Here is a 15,898-nt window from a genome sequence, read left to right on the forward strand (position 1 = left end):
TGTCAGGGCGCGGATCCTGCCGCATATTCCCGGTCAGGGAGGGGGCCGATGATAGACCTGAGGCACCCGATATGGACGCACAGAACTACACCCCCGCCGAGGCTCTGGCCATTCTGGAAGATGCCTTTGCCTACTACACCCCGGAAGCGCCGGCCGTGACCGCGCAGGACGACGCACCTGCCGAAGACGCCTACGTGGACTACGCGAACGCCGCCTGAGCGCGCCCGTTTCCCGGTTTCGAAAAGCCCTGCCGTTTGGCAGGGTTTTTTCGTTTGTGAGGGGCGCTTCGGGGCGGCGCCTGCGGCGGACTGGGAGAGCGCCTGCGGCGGGTCAGGCCTGCGCCTGCGGCGGGCGGGGAGGGGGGCTGTCTGCCCCCCGTCGCGTGCCGCGACTCCCCCCGAGGATACTTCGAAGCGAAAGATCAATGGGTCGCCTGCAAATTGAGCGGGAGGTGGATGTCTGGCGATTTTTCAGGCGGTCGGGTTCGGAAGCCGGCCTGGAGAGTGGGAGGGGCTTGGCTGGGTGCATCGGGCTGGCTTTAGTGGGTGGGACGCTTTGAGAACCGTAAGATCGGGTCAAGCACCGCACCACCGGGGAAACCCGGCGCGATCCTTCAGAACCCCGTTTCCGGAGCCCGTCCATGTCCTCTGCCCATCTGGATGCCCTGACCGCACGGGCGCGCGAAGACCTCGCGCGGCTGAGCTATCCTGCGCGGGCGTGGGTGCCAGCGCGGACGGTGGGTGGCCGGCCCGTGCGGGACGTGGTCATCGTGGGCGGCGGGCAGAGCGGCATGACGATCGCCTTCGGACTGGCCCGCGAGGCGGTGCAGAATGTCGAGGTGCTGGATCGCAATCCGGCGGGGGCGGAGGGGGTCTGGCGGCGCTTTGCACGGATGGAGACGCTGCGCACCCCGAAACACGTGATCGGCCCCGACCTCGGCGTACCCTCGCTGCTGCCGCAGGCCTGGTACGAGGCGCGGTTCGGCGCCGGAAGCTGGGACGGGGTCGAGAAGATCCCCCGGATGCTCTGGCATGACTACCTGCTCTGGCTGCGCTCAGTGCTGGACCTGCCGATCCGCAACGGGATCAGCGTGGAGGATATCGCGCCCGTCAGTGACGACCTGCTGGAGGTTACGACCCGCGATGCGCGGGGGGTGGCGAAGATCCTCACCCGGTCCGTCGTGCTGGCCAGCGGGATCGAGGGCGCGGGCGTCTGGACCGTGCCGGACATGATCGCGGCGGCGCTGCCGCGCGGGCTGTATGCCCATACCTCAGAACCCATCGACTTTGCCGCCCTCAGGGGCCGCCGGGTGGCGGTGCTGGGGGCCGGAGCCTCGGCCTTCGACAATGCGGCGGAGGCACTGGCGGCGGGGGCGGCGTCGGTCGACCTCTTCGCGCGGCGCAGCCGGTTGCCCGCCGTAAATCCCTACCGCTGGATGGAGTTCGCGGGCTTCCTGCGCCATTTCGGCGAACTGCCGGATGCGCTGAAATGGCGCTTCATGCGGCGCATCTTCACCATGAACCAGCCGCCGCCACAGCCGACCTATGACCGGTGTGCCATGTATGACGGGTTCCGGGTGCACCTGGGCTGCCCCTTCCTGTCGCTCCGCGAGGGGCCCGGCGGGATTGCCATCGAGACGCCGAAAGGCGTGGTGGAGGCGGATTTCCTAATCGTCGGCACCGGCCTGCGGGTCGATTTCGCCGCCCGGCCCGAGCTGGCGCGGATGGCGCCCCATGTGGCGCTCTGGGGCGACCGCTTCGAGGCGCCGGCAGGGGAGGATGATCCGGTGCTGGAGAGCTTCCCCTACCTGGGCCGCGATTTCGCCCTGCAGGAGAAGGTGCCGGGCAGCGCTCCCTGGGTCAGCCGGGTGCATTGCTACACCTTCGCCGCCATGCCGAGCCTGGCGGGCTCTGCCGGGATCTCGGCGCTGAAATTCGGGGCCGAGCGACTGGTGCGCGGCCTGACCGAGCGATTGTTCCTCGAGGATGCGGAGGCCCATCTTGCCGCGCTCGAGGCCTATGATGAACCCGAACTGAACGAGGCCGCAGCCCGGGGCGAGACCCGAGCGCTGGCCGGGGAGGACCGCAGATGCTGAACACCGTCACCACCGATGACCGCGAGACCCGGATCACCGAGAGCCGCGAGAAGATCCAGAAGCCCTTCGAGCTCGACCCGACGCTGTGCCTCTACTCGCCGCAGGACAATGTCGACAGCCTCGAACATCCGCGCATCGCCCAGTGGATCGACTACATCCTGCACCGTTACGAGCCCGCGCTGCCGCAGGCCGAGAAGCGGGTGCTGCTGATGATGCCCTGCACCAAGACCAAGCCCTATCCCTTCTCCTCCGAGCACCAGGCGATCAACAGCCGCCTGCTGGCCGAAGGCTTCGCGCCGGTGGGGCAGAGCTATCTGCCCGAGGAACTGCAGGACCGGCTGGAGCCGCCGTTTCCGCGCGACGTGCTGAACCTCTCGGTCCTGTCGAACGGCAAGGGGACGGTGATCCACCGCGCCGTGATCTCGGAGCCGATGGCGCTGGTACCCTACGAGAACATCGCGGAGTACGAGGATCGCCCGTCGCCCGCGACCGCCTATGACGATCCCGGCCTCTTCGAGAAACGCGGCAACGCGGTGGCGCCCTGGCGGGCCGATTCGACCGCGACGCGGGTTTCGGCCACGCGCTGGAAATGGGGCGAGGAGGAGAAGCGGGCCTATGTGCTGATGCACAACGAAATGGCGCGGATCCTCGCCGACAGCCTGAAGCGCATCGGCGGCTGTTATACCGACCGGATCGCCTGGGTCGCGCCGGGGCTGACGCACCGGTCCTTCGTGCTGGGCCGCGAGGAGCGCAGCGCCCACAACGTGCCCGCCTATCGCAAGGTGGGCGACGCGCGGCTCGACCTCGTGGGGGCGAACGACCACCTGCCCGAGGGGCTCAAGATCGAGGCGCTGCCCACGACCGACCAGTGCAAGGACGCGATCCGCCGGCTGGCGGAGCGGCTGGGAACGGACGAGTCGAAGGTCGGCGGTGTCTATTCGCGCGGCGGTGCCAATGCCACGCCGCTTGCCCTACCGGAATTGCTGGACGTTCTCGTCTCGCGCGTGTCTGGTTGATTCATGCAGGGGCGGGGATGTCCTCGCCTGCATCCGGACCGGGGGGCACAATCCCGGACGGCAAACGACTGATGTCAAAGACAACATGGAGACAAACAAGATGATGATTTCGCGCCTTTCCCGCGCCGTTCGCACCGCTGCCGGTGCGGCGGTTGGCCTTGGGCTTGCCCTGAGTGCCGGAATGGCCTCGGCCCAGACGCCGATCAAGTTCTCGCTGGACTGGAACTTCGAAGGACCTGCCGCGCCCTTCCTCGTCGCACTGGACAAGGGCTACTTCAAGGAAGAGGGCCTCGACGTCACCATCGACACCGGCGCCGGCTCGGTCGAGCCGTTGAACCGACTGGCCTCGGGCACCTATGACATGGCCTTCGGCGACATCAACTCGCTGATCAAGTTCCTCGATGCCAACCCGGCGACCCCGATCAAGGCGGTCTACATGCTCTACAACAACCCGCCCTTCTCGGTGGTGGGTCGCAAGAGCCTTGGCGTGACCACGCCCAAGGACCTCGAGGGCAAGACGCTGGGCGCACCCGCCCCGGACGGGGCCTATGCCCAGTGGCCGATCTTCGTGGCAGAGAACGACATCGACGCCTCCAAGGTCACCATCGAGAACGTCGGCTTCCCGGTGCGTGAGCCGATGCTGGTCTCGGGCCAGGTGGACGCCATCACCGGCTTCGCCTTCTCGACCTACCTCTCGGTGCGCCGCAACGTGGAAGACCCCGAGGACGTGAGCGTCTTCTTGATGTCGGACTACGGTGTCGATCTCTACGGCAACACCATCATGGTCACCCCGGCCTTTGCCGAGGAGAACCCGGACGCGGTGAAGGGCTTCCTGCGCGCCTTCACCAAGGGTCTGAAGGACGTGGTGGCCGATCCCGAGGCCTCGCTCGAATCCGTGCTGTCGCGCAACCCGGTCGCCAAGAAGGACATGGAACTGGAGCGCCTGACCTATGCGCTGGAAAACAACATCGTCACCGATGAAGTGAAGGCCAACGGCTTTGGCAAGGTCGACATGGACCGCCTGACGCATTCCATCGAACAGCTGGGCCTGACCTACGACTTCCAGGCCACCCCGGAGGCGGCAGCGATCTTCGACAGCTCCTTCCTGCCCTCGGACGAGGACCTGGCCGTCGAATAATCCCGCAGCGGGACGCAAGACCTCTCGGGGGGCCGCATGTCGGCCCCCCGATGCAAGACCGGCACCGACTAGAGGGGGACAGGGTGCAACCATTTATCGAATTCGACGGTGTGGATCACGGCTATGGCGCCGAGGGGCCGCTGGCGGTCCAGGACCTGCATGTCTCCATCGGCGAAGGGGAGTTCGCCGCCGTCGTCGGGCCTTCGGGCTGTGGCAAGTCCACCTTCATGAAACTGACCACCGGGCTTCAGTTCCCCCGCGCCGGCACGATCACCGTGGCGGGCGAGCGCGTGACGAAACCGGTGCGCATGGCGGGCATGGCGTTCCAGGCGCCGAACCTGCTGCCGTGGCGCACAACGATAGAGAATATCCTGCTGCCGCTGGAAATCGTGCCCCCGCACCGGCAGCAGTTCCGCGCCAAGAAGAAGGAATACCGCGAGCGGGCCGAGGCCCTGCTGGAGCGCGTGGGCCTGAAGGGCGCGGGCGACAAGCACCCGTGGGAACTGTCGGGCGGGATGCAGATGCGCGCCGCCTTGTGCCGCGCGCTGATCCACCAGCCCAAGCTGCTGATGCTGGACGAACCCTTCGGCGCGCTTGATGCCTTCACCCGCGAGGAACTGTGGTGCGTGATCCGCGACCTTCATGCCGAGACCGGCGTGACCGTGATCCTCGTCACCCATGACCTGCGCGAGGCGGTCTTTCTCGCCGACCGCGTCTTTGCCATGTCGGCCCGTCCCGGCCGCATCCTCGCCGAGCGGCGGATCGAGCTGGAGCGCCCGCGCGACCTCGAACTGACCTACACGGCAGAGTTCCAGTCCCTCGTGCACGAGCTGCGCGAACATATCGTGACGGCGCGCAAATGAACCGACAGAGCCTCTTCCTCCGCATCTCGCCCATTGCCTCGCTGATCATCGTGCTGGCGCTCTGGGAACTCACCGTCATCGTCTTCAACATCCCCGGCTACCTGCTGCCGAAGCCGTCGACCATCTTCGCGGCCATCGTGGAATACTGGCCCGCGATCCTGCGCGAGAGCACCTATACGCTGGTCACCACGATGGTGGGCTTCGGCCTCGCGGTGGTCTTCGGCCTCGCGCTGGGGCTGCTGGTGGGCTACTCGGCCACGATCTATGCCGGGCTCTATCCGCTGATGGTGGCCTTCAACGCCATCCCCAAGGTCGCGGTGGTACCGATCCTGGTGCTGTGGTTCGGCATCGGCGCGGTGCCGGCGGCACTGACGGCCTTCCTGATCTCCTTCTTCCCGATCGTGGTGAACGTGGCCACCGGCCTCGCCACCATCGAGAGCGAGCTGGAAGACGTGCTCAAGGCGCTGGGCGCCTCCAAGCTGGACATCATGCGCAAGGTCGGCATCCCGCGCGCGCTGCCCTATTTCTTCGGCTCGCTGAAGATCGCCATCACGCTGGCCTTCGTGGGATCGGTCCTGTCGGAAAGCGTCGCCTCGAACCATGGTATCGGCAAGTTCATGATGATGGCGCAGGCACAGTTCCAGGTGCCGCTGATCTTTGCCGGTCTCTTCGTCCTCGGGTTCATGGGCATCGCGATGTACCTCGTGATGGCCTGGATCGAGAAGCGGATGACCGGCTGGGCCCACCGCTCGGGTTTCTCGAACTAAGGGAATGACATGACGATCAAACTCACCTTCGGCGTCAGTGAAAGCGACCGCATGGGCCCGCTCTTGGATGGCACCGTGCCCATCGAGGGGGTCGAGGCCACGTGGAACGTCCACGGGGTGCAGGCGCTCTTCAACAAGCAGCTGTCGGACCACGCATACGACGCCTGCGAATTCCCGCTGGGCACCTACCTGCGCGACATGGAAGGGGCGCGGCGCTACCTCGCCGTGCCGGTCTTCCCCTCGCGCCATTTCCGCCTGTCCTGCGTCTTCACCCACCGCGATGCCGGGATCAGCAAGCCTGCGGACCTCGCGGGCAAGCGCATCGGCATCCCCGTCTGGGACATGGCCGCCGCCGTCTGGCTGCGCGGGATGTTCCAGGATTACTACGACCTGCCGCGCACAGCGCCGATCTATGTCACCAACGGGCTGGAAGAGGCCCGCACCGGGGACGAACACCCGCAGTTCTATCCCGACGGCTTCCAGATCGAGCATTCCCATGCCGAGGGCGGTCTTGCCGGGATGCTGGCGCGGGGCGAGATCGACGCGCTCTACACCGCCCGCGCGCCCTCGACCTATGTCGAGGGGGGCAGCGTGACCCGGCTCTTCGACGATCCCATGGCCGCCGACATGGCCTATTACGAGATGACGGGCATCTATCCCCCGATGCATGTGCTCTGCGTGAAACGCGAGATCGCCGCGGCAAACCCCGGTCTGACCCGCGCGCTCTTCGATGCCTTCACCAAGGCGCAGGAGGAGGCGCGCGCCCGGCTCTATGACAGTGCCGCGCTCAGCGTCATGCTGCCCTGGGCGCTGGAGCATCTGACCATGACCGAGCGCAAGCTGGGCAAGGATTACTGGTCCACCGGGCTGGCCCGGAACCGCGATACGCTGGACACGATCATCCGCTACACGCGCGAGGACGGGCTGATCGAGGGCGCCTTCAGCGCGGCGGACCTCTTCGACACGGATATGGCTGACACCTGAAACAGAGACACCTGAAAGGGGAGAACGACCAATGGCGAAGGAGATACTGGTAGGGTTCGGCGTCGACGTCGACGCGGTGGCGGGCTGGCTCGGCTCCTACGGTGGCGAGGACAGCCCGGACGACATCTCGCGCGGGCTCTTTGCCGGTGAGGTGGGCGTGCCGCGCCTGCTGAAGCTCTTCGAGCGCGAGGGGATCAAGACCACCTGGTTCATCCCCGGCCATTCGGTCGAGACCTTCCCGGAGCAGACCGCCGCCGTGGTCGCCGCGGGCCACGAGATCGGGATGCATGGCTACAGCCACGAGAACCCGATCGCCATGACGCCCGAGCAGGAAGAGGCCGTCCTCGACAAGTGCATCGCCCTGATCACCGAGGTCTCGGGCAAGTCGCCGCGCGGCTACGTCGCGCCGTGGTGGGAGTTCTCGAACGTCACCAACGAACTGCTGCTGAAGAAGGGCATCAAGTACGACCACTCGCTGATGCATGACGACCACACGCCCTACTACGTGCGGGTCGGCGACACATGGACCAAGATCGACTACACCGCGCAGCCCGAAACCTGGATGAAACCGCTGGAGCGCGGCGAGGAGACCGACCTGATCGAGATCCCGGCCTCGTGGTACCTCGACGACCTGCCGCCGATGATGTTCATCAAGGGCTCGCCCAACAGCCACGGCTTCGTCAATCCGCGCGATATCGAGCAGCTCTGGACCGACCAGTTCGACTGGGTCTACCGCGAGATGGATTATGCCGTCTTCCCGATCACCATCCACCCGGATGTCGCGGGGCGGCCGCAGGTGCTGATGATGCTGGAACGGCTGATCAAGCACATCAAGAGCCACGAGGGCGTGCGCTTCGTCACCATGGAAGAGATGGCCGACGATTTCGCCAAGCGCTGTCCGCGGAAGGGCTGATGTGCGCGCTCTGCGGCATCCTCGGCTGTGACGACCACTGGACGGCCGCCGTGGCGCGGGAGGGCGTCTATTCGCGCCTGACCTCGCCACAGGCCCACCGGGCCGAGGCCGCCGCCCGCGCGCGGGTGGTGAACCGGGCGCTGGCGCCTTTGCGGATCACCTTCGGGGACTGGCAGAAACGCTCTTACGTGCTGCGCGGCCCCACCGGCAAGACGGCGATCTTCGAGGGGCTCAATCACCTCTGGGCCGAGGCAGAGACGCTGGCCGGGCGCGAGATAGACCCGCTCGATCCCGCCTATCTCGACCGCCTCGAAGGCTGAGCTTGCGATGATCCCCGTCACCCTGCTGACCGGTTTCCTCGGCTCCGGCAAGACGACGCTGTTGCAGCGGATGCTGGGGGATCCCGCCATGGCGGGCACCGCCGTGTTGGTCAACGAATATGGCGAGGTGGCGCTGGATCATCACCTGCTGGAGCGGATCGACGAGACGGTGATGCTGATGAAGTCCGGCTGCATCTGCTGCACGGTGCGGGGCGAGGTGGCGCAATCCATCCTCGACCTGATCGCGCTGCGGGGGCAGGGGCGGGCCGCCTTCGACCGGATCGTGATCGAGACGACGGGGCTGGCGGACCCCTGGCCCGTGCTCTCGACCCTGCGCGCTCATCCGGTGCTGCAGAGCCAGGTCCGGGCCGGGGGCGTCATCACCACCGTGGACGCGGTGAACGCGCCTGCCATGCTTTCGGGCGCCACCCGGCGCGAGGCGCTGCGCCAGATCGCGGCGGCGGATGTGCTGGCGCTGACCAAGACGGACCTCGCCCCCGCGCCCGGCCTGCCGCTGCAACTGGCCGCGCTGAACCCCACGGCCCGGATGCTGGATGCCCGCACCGATCCGGTGGCCGAGATCGCGTTGGCCGCCCGCGAGGGCCGGCAGGTGCCGCCGCTGGAGACGCACCATGACCATGGCGCGGGCTTGACCTCCACCACCATGGTCTTCGAGGAGGAGATCGACTGGACCGCCTTCGGTGTCTGGCTGACCCTCTTGCTCAATCGGCACGGGGACCGCATCCTGCGGGTGAAGGGTATCCTGAACCTGAAGGGCGAAGAGCGCCCGGTCGCCATCCACGGGGTACAGCGGCTGGTCCACCCGCCGCACCACATGACAGACTGGCCCGATCAGGACCGCCGTTCGCGCCTTGTTTTCATCATGGAGGGGATCGAGCCTTCCCTCTTGCGTCGATCCTTCGATCTGTTCCAGAAGATCGGCCAAAGACAGGAGACGACATCATGAAACGCGTGGTCTGGATTTCGACCGGCGGCACCATCGCCAGCAAGGCCCAATCCCCCGGCGGTCCCGTGTCCGCGGCGATGGACGGCGCCGCCCTGATGGAGATGCTGCACGAACGCCCCGAGGGCATCGAGGTGGAGCTGGTGAACTTCCCCTCCGTGGGCTCCGGCGCGCTGACGATCCCCGACGTGACCGCGATCTGCCGCGCGATCTCGGAGGCGGTCGGACGCTCGGAGGTGCACGGGGTGATCGTCACCCATGGCACCGACACGATGGAGGAAAGCGTCTTCCTCGCCGAGACGCTGGTGGGGGGCGAAAAGCCGGTGGTCTTCACGGGGGCGCAGCGCCACGCGGGCGATCCCGACACCGACGGGCCGCGCAATATTGCCGACGCCCTGCGGGTGGCCGCCAGCGACCGCGCCATGGGACTGGGGGCGGTGATCCTCTTCGAGGGCGACATCCACGCCGCCGCCACGGTGACCAAGGTCCACGCCTCGCGCACCGATACCTTCCGCTCGCCGGGCCTCGGCAAGCTGGGCGAGGTGGATCAGGGCCGCGTGCACATCTACCGCAAGCCCGCCCATCGTCACCGGGTGGCACTGGCCGCCGACCAGCAGCCGGAGGAGCGCGTGGATTACGTGCGCCTCGCCCTCGGCATGACGCCCGACATCCTCGACTGGTTCGCGGAACGCGGCACCCGGGGCGTGGTGATCGACGCCTTCGGACGCGGCAATGGCCCGCGGGGCTGGGGCGCGGCGGTGAAGCGTCTGACCGAGAAGGGCGTGCCCGTGCTGATCTGCTCGCGCTGCGCCGAAGGCCAGACCGGCGCGATCTATGGCGAGGACGGCGGCGCCGTGACCTTCGTCAAGAACGGGGCGATCCTCGCGGGCGCCCTGTCGGGCGTGAAGGCGCGGCTGCTGCTCTCGGCGCTGCTGGGCCGCGGCGCCACGAAGATCGAGATCGAACAGGCCATCGGCGCCTACCAGTAAGGCCGCGCCGCCGTTTGACGTCACAACAGGCGCTGCCCATTCCTTGGGCGGCGCCTTTTTCCATTCCAGGGCGGGTGGGGCGCTGGCTTGACCTCCGCCGCGCCCCGCCGATAGCGTGAGCGCAAGAGACGGGACCGGCACAGGTCTGACCCTAAGATGGGCAGCCGCCGGCCACCGGGTTTCAGACAGATACGTGACGGCAGGCTGCAAGGGGTCATCGGATCCGGCGCCGGTCTCAGACCCAGCTCTCGGAGTATCCGACATGACGAAGGACGGCGCGTCCCACCTTGCCTCGCTGCGCGACGGGCGGAGCATCTTCATCGACGGGAAGAAGGTGGAGGACGTCACCACCTCGCCCGCCTTCCGCAATGCCTGCGCCTCGGCCGCGCAGCTCTACGACTACCAGGCCGCGCCCGAGAATATCGAGGCGATGACCTTTGCCTCGCCCAAGACCGGCGAGCGGGTGAACAAGTCGTGGATGCTGCCGCGCAGCCCTGCGGAGCTGGTCGAGCGGCGCAAGTCCATCGAACTCTGGTCCGCCCAGACCTGCGGCATGCTGGGCCGCTCGCCCGATCATGTCGCCTCGACCTTCGTGGGCTTCCGCATGGGGCTGGACGTCTACAGGGAGAACGATCCGAAGCGGGCAGGCGCGCTGGAAAGCTACTTCGACTACATCCGCGACAACGATCACTTCCTGTCCTACGTGATCATCAACCCGCAGGCGGACAAGAACAAGACCGCTGGCGGACAGGCCGATCCGCATCTCGTGGCCTCCATCGTGGACGAGGACAGCGAGGGCATCACCATTCGCGGCGCCAAGATGCTGGCCACCTCGGGCGTGCTGGCGAACGAGATCATGGTCTCGGGCTTCCAGGCGATCCAGGCTGGGGACGAGGCCTATGCCTTCACCTGCGCCCTGCCGATCGGCACCAAGGGCCTGCGCATGCTGTCCCGCCGCTCCTACGAGGCCGAGGCGACATCGACCTTCGACTACCCGCTGTCCTCGCGCTTCGACGAGAATGACGCGGTGGTGCATTTCGACGATGTGAAGGTGCCGTGGGACCGGGTCTTCGTGCACAAGGACCTGAAGATGGCGCAGGCGCAGTGGCATGACACCCGCGCCCACGTCATGCAGAACTACCAGTGCATGATCCGCCTCAAGGTGAAGCTGAAGTTCCTCCTCGGCCTTGCGCGCAAGATCGCGGAACTGAACAACATCATCAACTTCCCGCAGGTGCGCGAGACGATGGGGCATCTGGCGGCCAAGGTCTCCAACATCGACGCGCTGATCATCGCCATGGAGGCGCAGGGCGAGCACTACAACGGCTACTATGTGCCCGACCGGTCGATCCTGTGCACCGCGCAGGTGATCGCCCAGACGACCTACCCGGAGGTGGTGGAGCAGATCCGCGTGCTCTCGGGCGGGGGCATGATCATGGTGCCGTCGTCCTATGCCGACTTCGAGAACCCCGAGACGGCGGCGATCATCGGCAAGACCCAGCGGTCCCCCATCGCCAACAGCGAGGAGCGGGTGAAGCTGATGAAACTGGCCTGGGACGCGGTTGGGTCCGAATTCGGCTCGCGCCATCTGCAGTACGAAATGTTCTATTCCGGCGCGACCTTCGTGACCCGGGGCAATTCCTACCGCTTCTTCGACTGGGGCGAGGTGAAGGATTTCGTCGACGGCTTCATGGGCACCTATGGGCTGCCGGGCGAGAATGCCCTGAGTTCCGCGGCGGAGTGAGGCCATGAAGGACATCGACCACATCCGCCAGCAGGCCTTCGTCGACCATGGGCCCGCGCCCTTCCGCATGACGCAGAGCGGGACCCTCTCGGACCTCAGCTTCGCGGTGAAGGATCTCTTCGACATCGCGGGCACCGTTACCGCCTGCGGCAATCCCGACCGGCTGGAGGGCACGCCTGCGGTGGCCACCGCGCCCTCGGTCCTCGCCGTGCTGGCGCAGGGGGCGGAATGCATCGGCAAGACCCACACCGACGAGGTTGCCTGCGGCATGTTCGGCACCAACGAGTTCTTCGGCACGCCCGTGAACCCCGCCGCGCCCGACCGGGTGCCGGGGGGCTCCTCCTCGGGCTCCGTTTCGGCGGTGGCGGCGGGGCTGTGCGATTTCGCACTGGGCTCGGACACCGGCGGGTCGGTGCGCGTGCCGGCCAGCTTCTGCGGGGTCATGGGCCTGCGCACGACCCATGGCCGGATCAGTACGGCGGGCGTCATGGCGATGGCGCCCAGCTTCGACACCGTGGGCTGGTTCGCCCGCGAGGCGGAGGTGCTCAAACGCGTGGGCACCGCCTATTTCGGAGAGATCGCCGAGGCGACGGGCACCCGTCTGCTGCTGGCGCGCGATGCCTTCGACATTCCCCGCGCCGACATCGGCGCGGCCCTGCTGCCCAAGGCCCGCGCACTGGGGCCCGAGGCGGAGGTGACGCTCTACCAACAGGGCATCCAGCACTGGCTGGCGACCTTCCGACCGCTGCAACTGGGCGACCTCTGGGCGACCCTTGGCGACTGGTCCGAGGTGCCGGGCCGCCGGGTGAGCGAAAGCATCGCCGAGCGCATGGCGCTGGCGAAATCCATCCCCGCCGAGGCGATCGCCGCCGCGATCCCGCAGCGCGAGGCGCTGACCGCCTACCTGACGGACCTGCTGGGCGAGGATGGCGTGATCATGATCCCCACCGCCCATGACCTGCCCCCGGTGCGGCAGGCCCCGCTGGAGGCGCTGATCGAGTTCCGCGAGAAGACGCTGGCCCTGACCTGCGTCGCCAGCCTCTGCCGCCTGCCGCAGCTGAACCTGCCCGCCACCACGGTGGAGGGCGTGCCCGTGGGCCTCAGCTTCATCGCCGGGCCGCGCGGGGACGAGCGCCTGCTGGCCATGGCGACGCATTGGGCGAAGGGCCTTGCCGCATGAGCGGGCCCGTGCGCGACTTCGCGGGCTACGGACAGCACCCGCCGGTGACCCATTGGCCGGGCGGCAAACGGCTGGCGCTGGTGGTGGTGGTGAACTTCGAGGAGGGGGCAGAACCCTCGATCCCCGACGGCGACCCGGCGACCGAACTGGCCCTGACCGATGGCATCCCCGGCGAGGTGCCCTCCGGCACCCGCGACCTCGTGGCGGAGAGTCTCTTCGAATACGGCTCGCGCGTGGGGTTCTGGCGGCTCTACGAGATGTTCCGCGAGACCGGCGTGCCGCCGACCATGGGGCTCTGTGCGCAGGCCATGCGCCGCAACCCGGAGGCGGCGGAGGCCATTGCCGAGGCGGGCTATGATATCTGCTGTCACGGCGACCGGTTCGCCCGTCACTTCCTGATGGAGGAGGCCGAGGAGGCCGCCACCATCGCCCGTGCCATTGACGGGCTGACGGAGATCATGGGCCGCGCGCCTTCCGGCTGGCAGAGCCGCTATGCCCCCTCGATCCACACCCGCCGCCTGCTGATGGGGCATCCCTCGATCCTCTACGATGCGGACAGCTATGCCGACGATCTGCCCTACTGGGTGGACTGCGAGGGCACGGACCGGCTGGTGGTGCCCCATACCTTCACGCTCAACGACAACCGCCTGCCGTCCGGCAAGCTGGGCACTGCGGAGGATTTCCTCGACCACCTCTCGTCGGCCTTCCGGGTGCTGCATGCGGAAAGCGCGCGTATCCCGCGCCTGATGACGATCAGCCTGCACAATCGGATCAGCGGCCAGCCTGCGCGCTTCGATGCGATCCGGCGGTTCCTCGACCATGCCCTTTCGCACGAGGACGTCTGGTTCGCCTCGCGCGGGGAGGTTGCCCGCCACTGGGCCGCGCATCACCCGCCGGAGGGCGCGGCATGAGTGCGCTTCTTGTCCGGGGCGGGCTGGTCTGCACGGCGGGCGAGGCCCCGCGCCGTGCCGACATCCTGATCGCCCATGGCCGCATACTGCGGGTGGCCCCCGACATCGACGCGCCCGAGGCGCAGGTGATCGACGCCAGCGACCGGATCGTCATGCCCGGCCTCGTGAACAGCCACACCCACGGCCATGCCAACCTCGCCAAGGGCGCGGCGGACCGCTGGACGCTGGAGGCCTCGCTGACGAACGGCCCGTGGATGGGCGGCGCGCGGGACGAGGAGACGGTCTATCTCTCCACACTGCTCGGCGCGGCGGACATGCTGTCGAAGGGCTGCACCGCCTGTTTCGACCTCGTCTACCTGCTGCCGGGGCTGGAGCCCGCGCATATGGCGGCCGTGGCGCGGGCCTATGCCGATGCGGGCATGCGCGCGGTGCTGGCGCCCATGGTGGCCGACCGCAGCTTCGTGGAGTCCATTCCCGGCCTGATGCAGGCGCTGCCCGCCGACCTTCAGGCCGAACTCACCGGCCCGCCGCCGCAGGCCGAGGACATGTTGGCCCGCCTGAAGGAGATCCTTGCCGAGCCGCTGCCGGAGGGGATTTCCTGTGCCGTGGCGCCCACGATCCCGCACCAGTGTTCCGACCGGCTGATCACCGGCTGCGCCGAGCTTGCGGCGGGCCATGACATCCCGCTGCACATGCATATCGCGGAATCGCGCCTTCAGGCCGAGGTCGCGCGGCAGGTCTACGGCGTCTCGCCCATTGCGCATCTCGACGACCTCGGCGTGCTGGGGCCGTCCTTCGTGGCGGCCCATGCCATCTGGCTCGACGGCGATGACCTCGACCGGCTGGCTGGGGCCGGGGCGGCGGTGGCCCATATCCCGGCCTCGAATTTCCGGCTGGGCACCGGCATCGCGCCGCTGGGGCAGATGCTGGACCGCGAGATGCGGGTGGGGCTGGCGACGGACGGGGCCAATTCCTCCGACGCGCTCAACATGTTCGAGGCGATGCGCCTTGCCTCCGACGCCTCGCGGGTCTGGGGTACGCCACGTGCCGACTGGCTCTCCTGTGCCGAGGCCTTCCGGCTGGGCACCGAGGGCGGGGCCGATGTGCTGGGCCTGACCAACGCGGGCCGGATCGCCGCCGGAGAGGATGCGGACCTCGTTCTGCTCGACCTCGGCTCGGTGAACTTCCTACCGCTGACCGACCCGGTGGCGCAGCTGGTGACGGCCGAGAACGGCGCCTCGGTCACCGATGTGATCGCGGCGGGCCGCGTGGTGATGCGCGAGGGCCGGCTGACGACGATCGACATGGCCGACCTGCGCGCTCGTATCGAGAACAAGCTGCCCGCGTGGCATGCGGCCACCGCCGAGGCCCGCGCGCTCTCTGCCCGGATGGAGCCGCTGATCGTGGCCCATGTGGAGGGGCGCGCACAACCCGACCTCGGCTTCACCCGCATGGTGGGGGAGGGGCCGCGATGAGCGCGATCGCCCCGAAGGAATTCCGCACCGCCTGTTCGCGCTTTGCCACCGGCGTGACGATCATCACCACCACCGACGGGACCACCCGCGCGGGGCTGACCGCGAACAGCTTCTCTTCCGTCTCGGTGGAGCCGCCGCTGGTGCTCTGGTCGCTGCGCCTGCGCTCCCGCGCCCGTGCCGTCTTCGAGCGGGCCGGGCGTTTTGCCGTCAACGTGCTGGCGGCGGAACAGGAGCACCTCGCCCGCCATTTCGCGCGCGGTCACGACGATCCGTTCCATGGCCTCGCCCTCGAAGGTCCGGCCCGGGCCATCGCGGGGGATGCGGCGCAGCTGCCGCTGATCCCCGGTGCCCTTGCGCAGCTCACCTGCCGGACGGACCAGATCGTGACGGCGGGCGATCACCTGATCTTCATCGGCGAGGTCGAGGCGCTCACCCAGCGGCCCGGCGCGCCGCTTCTCTTCTACGCGGGCGGCATGGCCGACGGTGCCCCCGCCCTCTGTCAGCCCGAACCCGGCGCCTGACCAGCCAGAGAGCCCCCC

At 67.9% G+C, this 15,898-nt stretch carries 16 protein-coding genes; all 16 read left to right on the forward strand.

Annotation, left to right across the window (positions count from 1 at the left end; genetic code table 11):
• Positions 1-71: 71 nt before the first annotated feature.
• The 16 genes from ACX9MO_RS11875 to ACX9MO_RS11950 all read left to right on the forward strand — a co-directional run bounded on the left by ACX9MO_RS11875 (position 72) and on the right by ACX9MO_RS11950 (position 15,880).
• The gene (locus tag ACX9MO_RS11875; RefSeq protein WP_222493300.1) at positions 72-218 is read left to right on the forward strand and encodes a hypothetical protein; all 147 of its coding nucleotides are present in this window, start codon (positions 72-74) and stop codon (positions 216-218) included.
• A gap of 422 nt (positions 219-640) precedes the next feature.
• Positions 641-2,095: an NAD(P)-binding domain-containing protein gene (locus ACX9MO_RS11880; RefSeq protein ID WP_462211988.1), complete on the forward strand. Its 1,455-nt coding sequence runs from the start codon at positions 641-643 to the stop codon at positions 2,093-2,095.
• Positions 2,089-3,111, forward strand: a complete 1,023-nt coding sequence (locus tag ACX9MO_RS11885) for a hypothetical protein (protein WP_222493296.1) — start codon at positions 2,089-2,091, stop codon at positions 3,109-3,111. Before ACX9MO_RS11880 ends, ACX9MO_RS11885 begins: the two co-directional genes overlap by 7 nt.
• Positions 3,112-3,214: 103 nt before the next feature.
• Entirely contained in the window at positions 3,215-4,249 is a 1,035-nt protein-coding gene (locus ACX9MO_RS11890) for an ABC transporter substrate-binding protein (protein WP_222493716.1), read from the forward strand.
• A gap of 83 nt (positions 4,250-4,332) precedes the next feature.
• On the forward strand, positions 4,333-5,112 hold the full coding sequence (locus tag ACX9MO_RS11895; RefSeq protein WP_315900511.1) for an ABC transporter ATP-binding protein: 780 nt from the start codon (positions 4,333-4,335) through the stop codon (positions 5,110-5,112).
• On the forward strand, positions 5,109-5,879 hold the full coding sequence (locus ACX9MO_RS11900; protein ID WP_222493292.1) for an ABC transporter permease: 771 nt from the start codon (positions 5,109-5,111) through the stop codon (positions 5,877-5,879). Before ACX9MO_RS11895 ends, ACX9MO_RS11900 begins: the two co-directional genes overlap by 4 nt.
• Before the next feature lie 9 nt (positions 5,880-5,888).
• Positions 5,889-6,863 carry a substrate-binding domain-containing protein gene (locus tag ACX9MO_RS11905; protein ID WP_462211989.1) on the forward strand — a complete coding sequence of 325 codons (975 nt, stop codon included), beginning with the start codon at positions 5,889-5,891 and terminating at the stop codon, positions 6,861-6,863.
• Between the two features lie 31 nt (positions 6,864-6,894).
• Positions 6,895-7,776 (forward strand): polysaccharide deacetylase family protein, encoded by an 882-nt coding sequence (locus ACX9MO_RS11910; RefSeq protein WP_462211990.1) that lies wholly within the window; start codon positions 6,895-6,897, stop codon positions 7,774-7,776.
• On the forward strand, positions 7,776-8,096 hold the full coding sequence (locus tag ACX9MO_RS11915; protein WP_462211991.1) for a hypothetical protein: 321 nt from the start codon (positions 7,776-7,778) through the stop codon (positions 8,094-8,096). The genes ACX9MO_RS11910 and ACX9MO_RS11915 overlap by 1 nt, the downstream gene beginning before the upstream one ends.
• Positions 8,097-8,103: 7 nt before the next feature.
• Entirely contained in the window at positions 8,104-9,063 is a 960-nt protein-coding gene (locus ACX9MO_RS11920) for a CobW family GTP-binding protein (RefSeq protein WP_462211992.1), read from the forward strand.
• The gene (locus ACX9MO_RS11925) at positions 9,060-10,049 is read left to right on the forward strand and encodes an asparaginase (RefSeq protein ID WP_462211993.1); all 990 of its coding nucleotides are present in this window, start codon (positions 9,060-9,062) and stop codon (positions 10,047-10,049) included. Before ACX9MO_RS11920 ends, ACX9MO_RS11925 begins: the two co-directional genes overlap by 4 nt.
• Before the next feature lie 262 nt (positions 10,050-10,311).
• Positions 10,312-11,793 (forward strand): 4-hydroxyphenylacetate 3-hydroxylase family protein, encoded by a 1,482-nt coding sequence (locus tag ACX9MO_RS11930; RefSeq protein WP_462211994.1) that lies wholly within the window; start codon positions 10,312-10,314, stop codon positions 11,791-11,793.
• A 4-nt stretch (positions 11,794-11,797) separates the two neighbouring features.
• Entirely contained in the window at positions 11,798-12,973 is a 1,176-nt protein-coding gene (locus ACX9MO_RS11935) for an amidase (RefSeq protein WP_462211995.1), read from the forward strand.
• Positions 12,970-13,884, forward strand: coding sequence for a polysaccharide deacetylase family protein (locus ACX9MO_RS11940; protein WP_462211996.1), 915 nt, complete (start codon positions 12,970-12,972; stop codon positions 13,882-13,884). Before ACX9MO_RS11935 ends, ACX9MO_RS11940 begins: the two co-directional genes overlap by 4 nt.
• Positions 13,881-15,359: an amidohydrolase family protein gene (locus tag ACX9MO_RS11945; protein ID WP_462211997.1), complete on the forward strand. Its 1,479-nt coding sequence runs from the start codon at positions 13,881-13,883 to the stop codon at positions 15,357-15,359. Before ACX9MO_RS11940 ends, ACX9MO_RS11945 begins: the two co-directional genes overlap by 4 nt.
• A complete protein-coding gene (locus tag ACX9MO_RS11950; protein ID WP_222493264.1) occupies positions 15,356-15,880 on the forward strand; it encodes a flavin reductase family protein in 525 nt (174 codons plus the stop codon). The genes ACX9MO_RS11945 and ACX9MO_RS11950 overlap by 4 nt, the downstream gene beginning before the upstream one ends.
• Positions 15,881-15,898 lie beyond the last annotated feature (18 nt).

The organism is Pseudooceanicola profundus (assembly GCF_054919315.1).

Excerpts from the sequence above, each read along its gene's own strand:
- ACX9MO_RS11875 (WP_222493300.1), top strand. The coding sequence starts at position 72 with ATGGACGCACAGAACTACACCCCCGCCGAGGCTCTGGCCATTCTGGAA.
- ACX9MO_RS11880 (WP_462211988.1), top strand. The coding sequence starts at position 641 with ATGTCCTCTGCCCATCTGGATGCCCTGACCGCACGGGCGCGCGAAGAC.
- ACX9MO_RS11885 (WP_222493296.1), top strand. The coding sequence starts at position 2,089 with ATGCTGAACACCGTCACCACCGATGACCGCGAGACCCGGATCACCGAG.
- ACX9MO_RS11890 (WP_222493716.1), top strand. The coding sequence starts at position 3,215 with ATGATTTCGCGCCTTTCCCGCGCCGTTCGCACCGCTGCCGGTGCGGCG.
- ACX9MO_RS11900 (WP_222493292.1), top strand. The coding sequence starts at position 5,109 with ATGAACCGACAGAGCCTCTTCCTCCGCATCTCGCCCATTGCCTCGCTG.
- ACX9MO_RS11905 (WP_462211989.1), top strand. The coding sequence starts at position 5,889 with ATGACGATCAAACTCACCTTCGGCGTCAGTGAAAGCGACCGCATGGGC.
- ACX9MO_RS11910 (WP_462211990.1), top strand. The coding sequence starts at position 6,895 with ATGGCGAAGGAGATACTGGTAGGGTTCGGCGTCGACGTCGACGCGGTG.
- ACX9MO_RS11915 (WP_462211991.1), top strand. The coding sequence starts at position 7,776 with ATGTGCGCGCTCTGCGGCATCCTCGGCTGTGACGACCACTGGACGGCC.
- ACX9MO_RS11920 (WP_462211992.1), top strand. The coding sequence starts at position 8,104 with ATGATCCCCGTCACCCTGCTGACCGGTTTCCTCGGCTCCGGCAAGACG.
- ACX9MO_RS11925 (WP_462211993.1), top strand. The coding sequence starts at position 9,060 with ATGAAACGCGTGGTCTGGATTTCGACCGGCGGCACCATCGCCAGCAAG.
- ACX9MO_RS11930 (WP_462211994.1), top strand. The coding sequence starts at position 10,312 with ATGACGAAGGACGGCGCGTCCCACCTTGCCTCGCTGCGCGACGGGCGG.
- ACX9MO_RS11935 (WP_462211995.1), top strand. The coding sequence starts at position 11,798 with ATGAAGGACATCGACCACATCCGCCAGCAGGCCTTCGTCGACCATGGG.
- ACX9MO_RS11940 (WP_462211996.1), top strand. The coding sequence starts at position 12,970 with ATGAGCGGGCCCGTGCGCGACTTCGCGGGCTACGGACAGCACCCGCCG.
- ACX9MO_RS11945 (WP_462211997.1), top strand. The coding sequence starts at position 13,881 with ATGAGTGCGCTTCTTGTCCGGGGCGGGCTGGTCTGCACGGCGGGCGAG.
- ACX9MO_RS11950 (WP_222493264.1), top strand. The coding sequence starts at position 15,356 with ATGAGCGCGATCGCCCCGAAGGAATTCCGCACCGCCTGTTCGCGCTTT.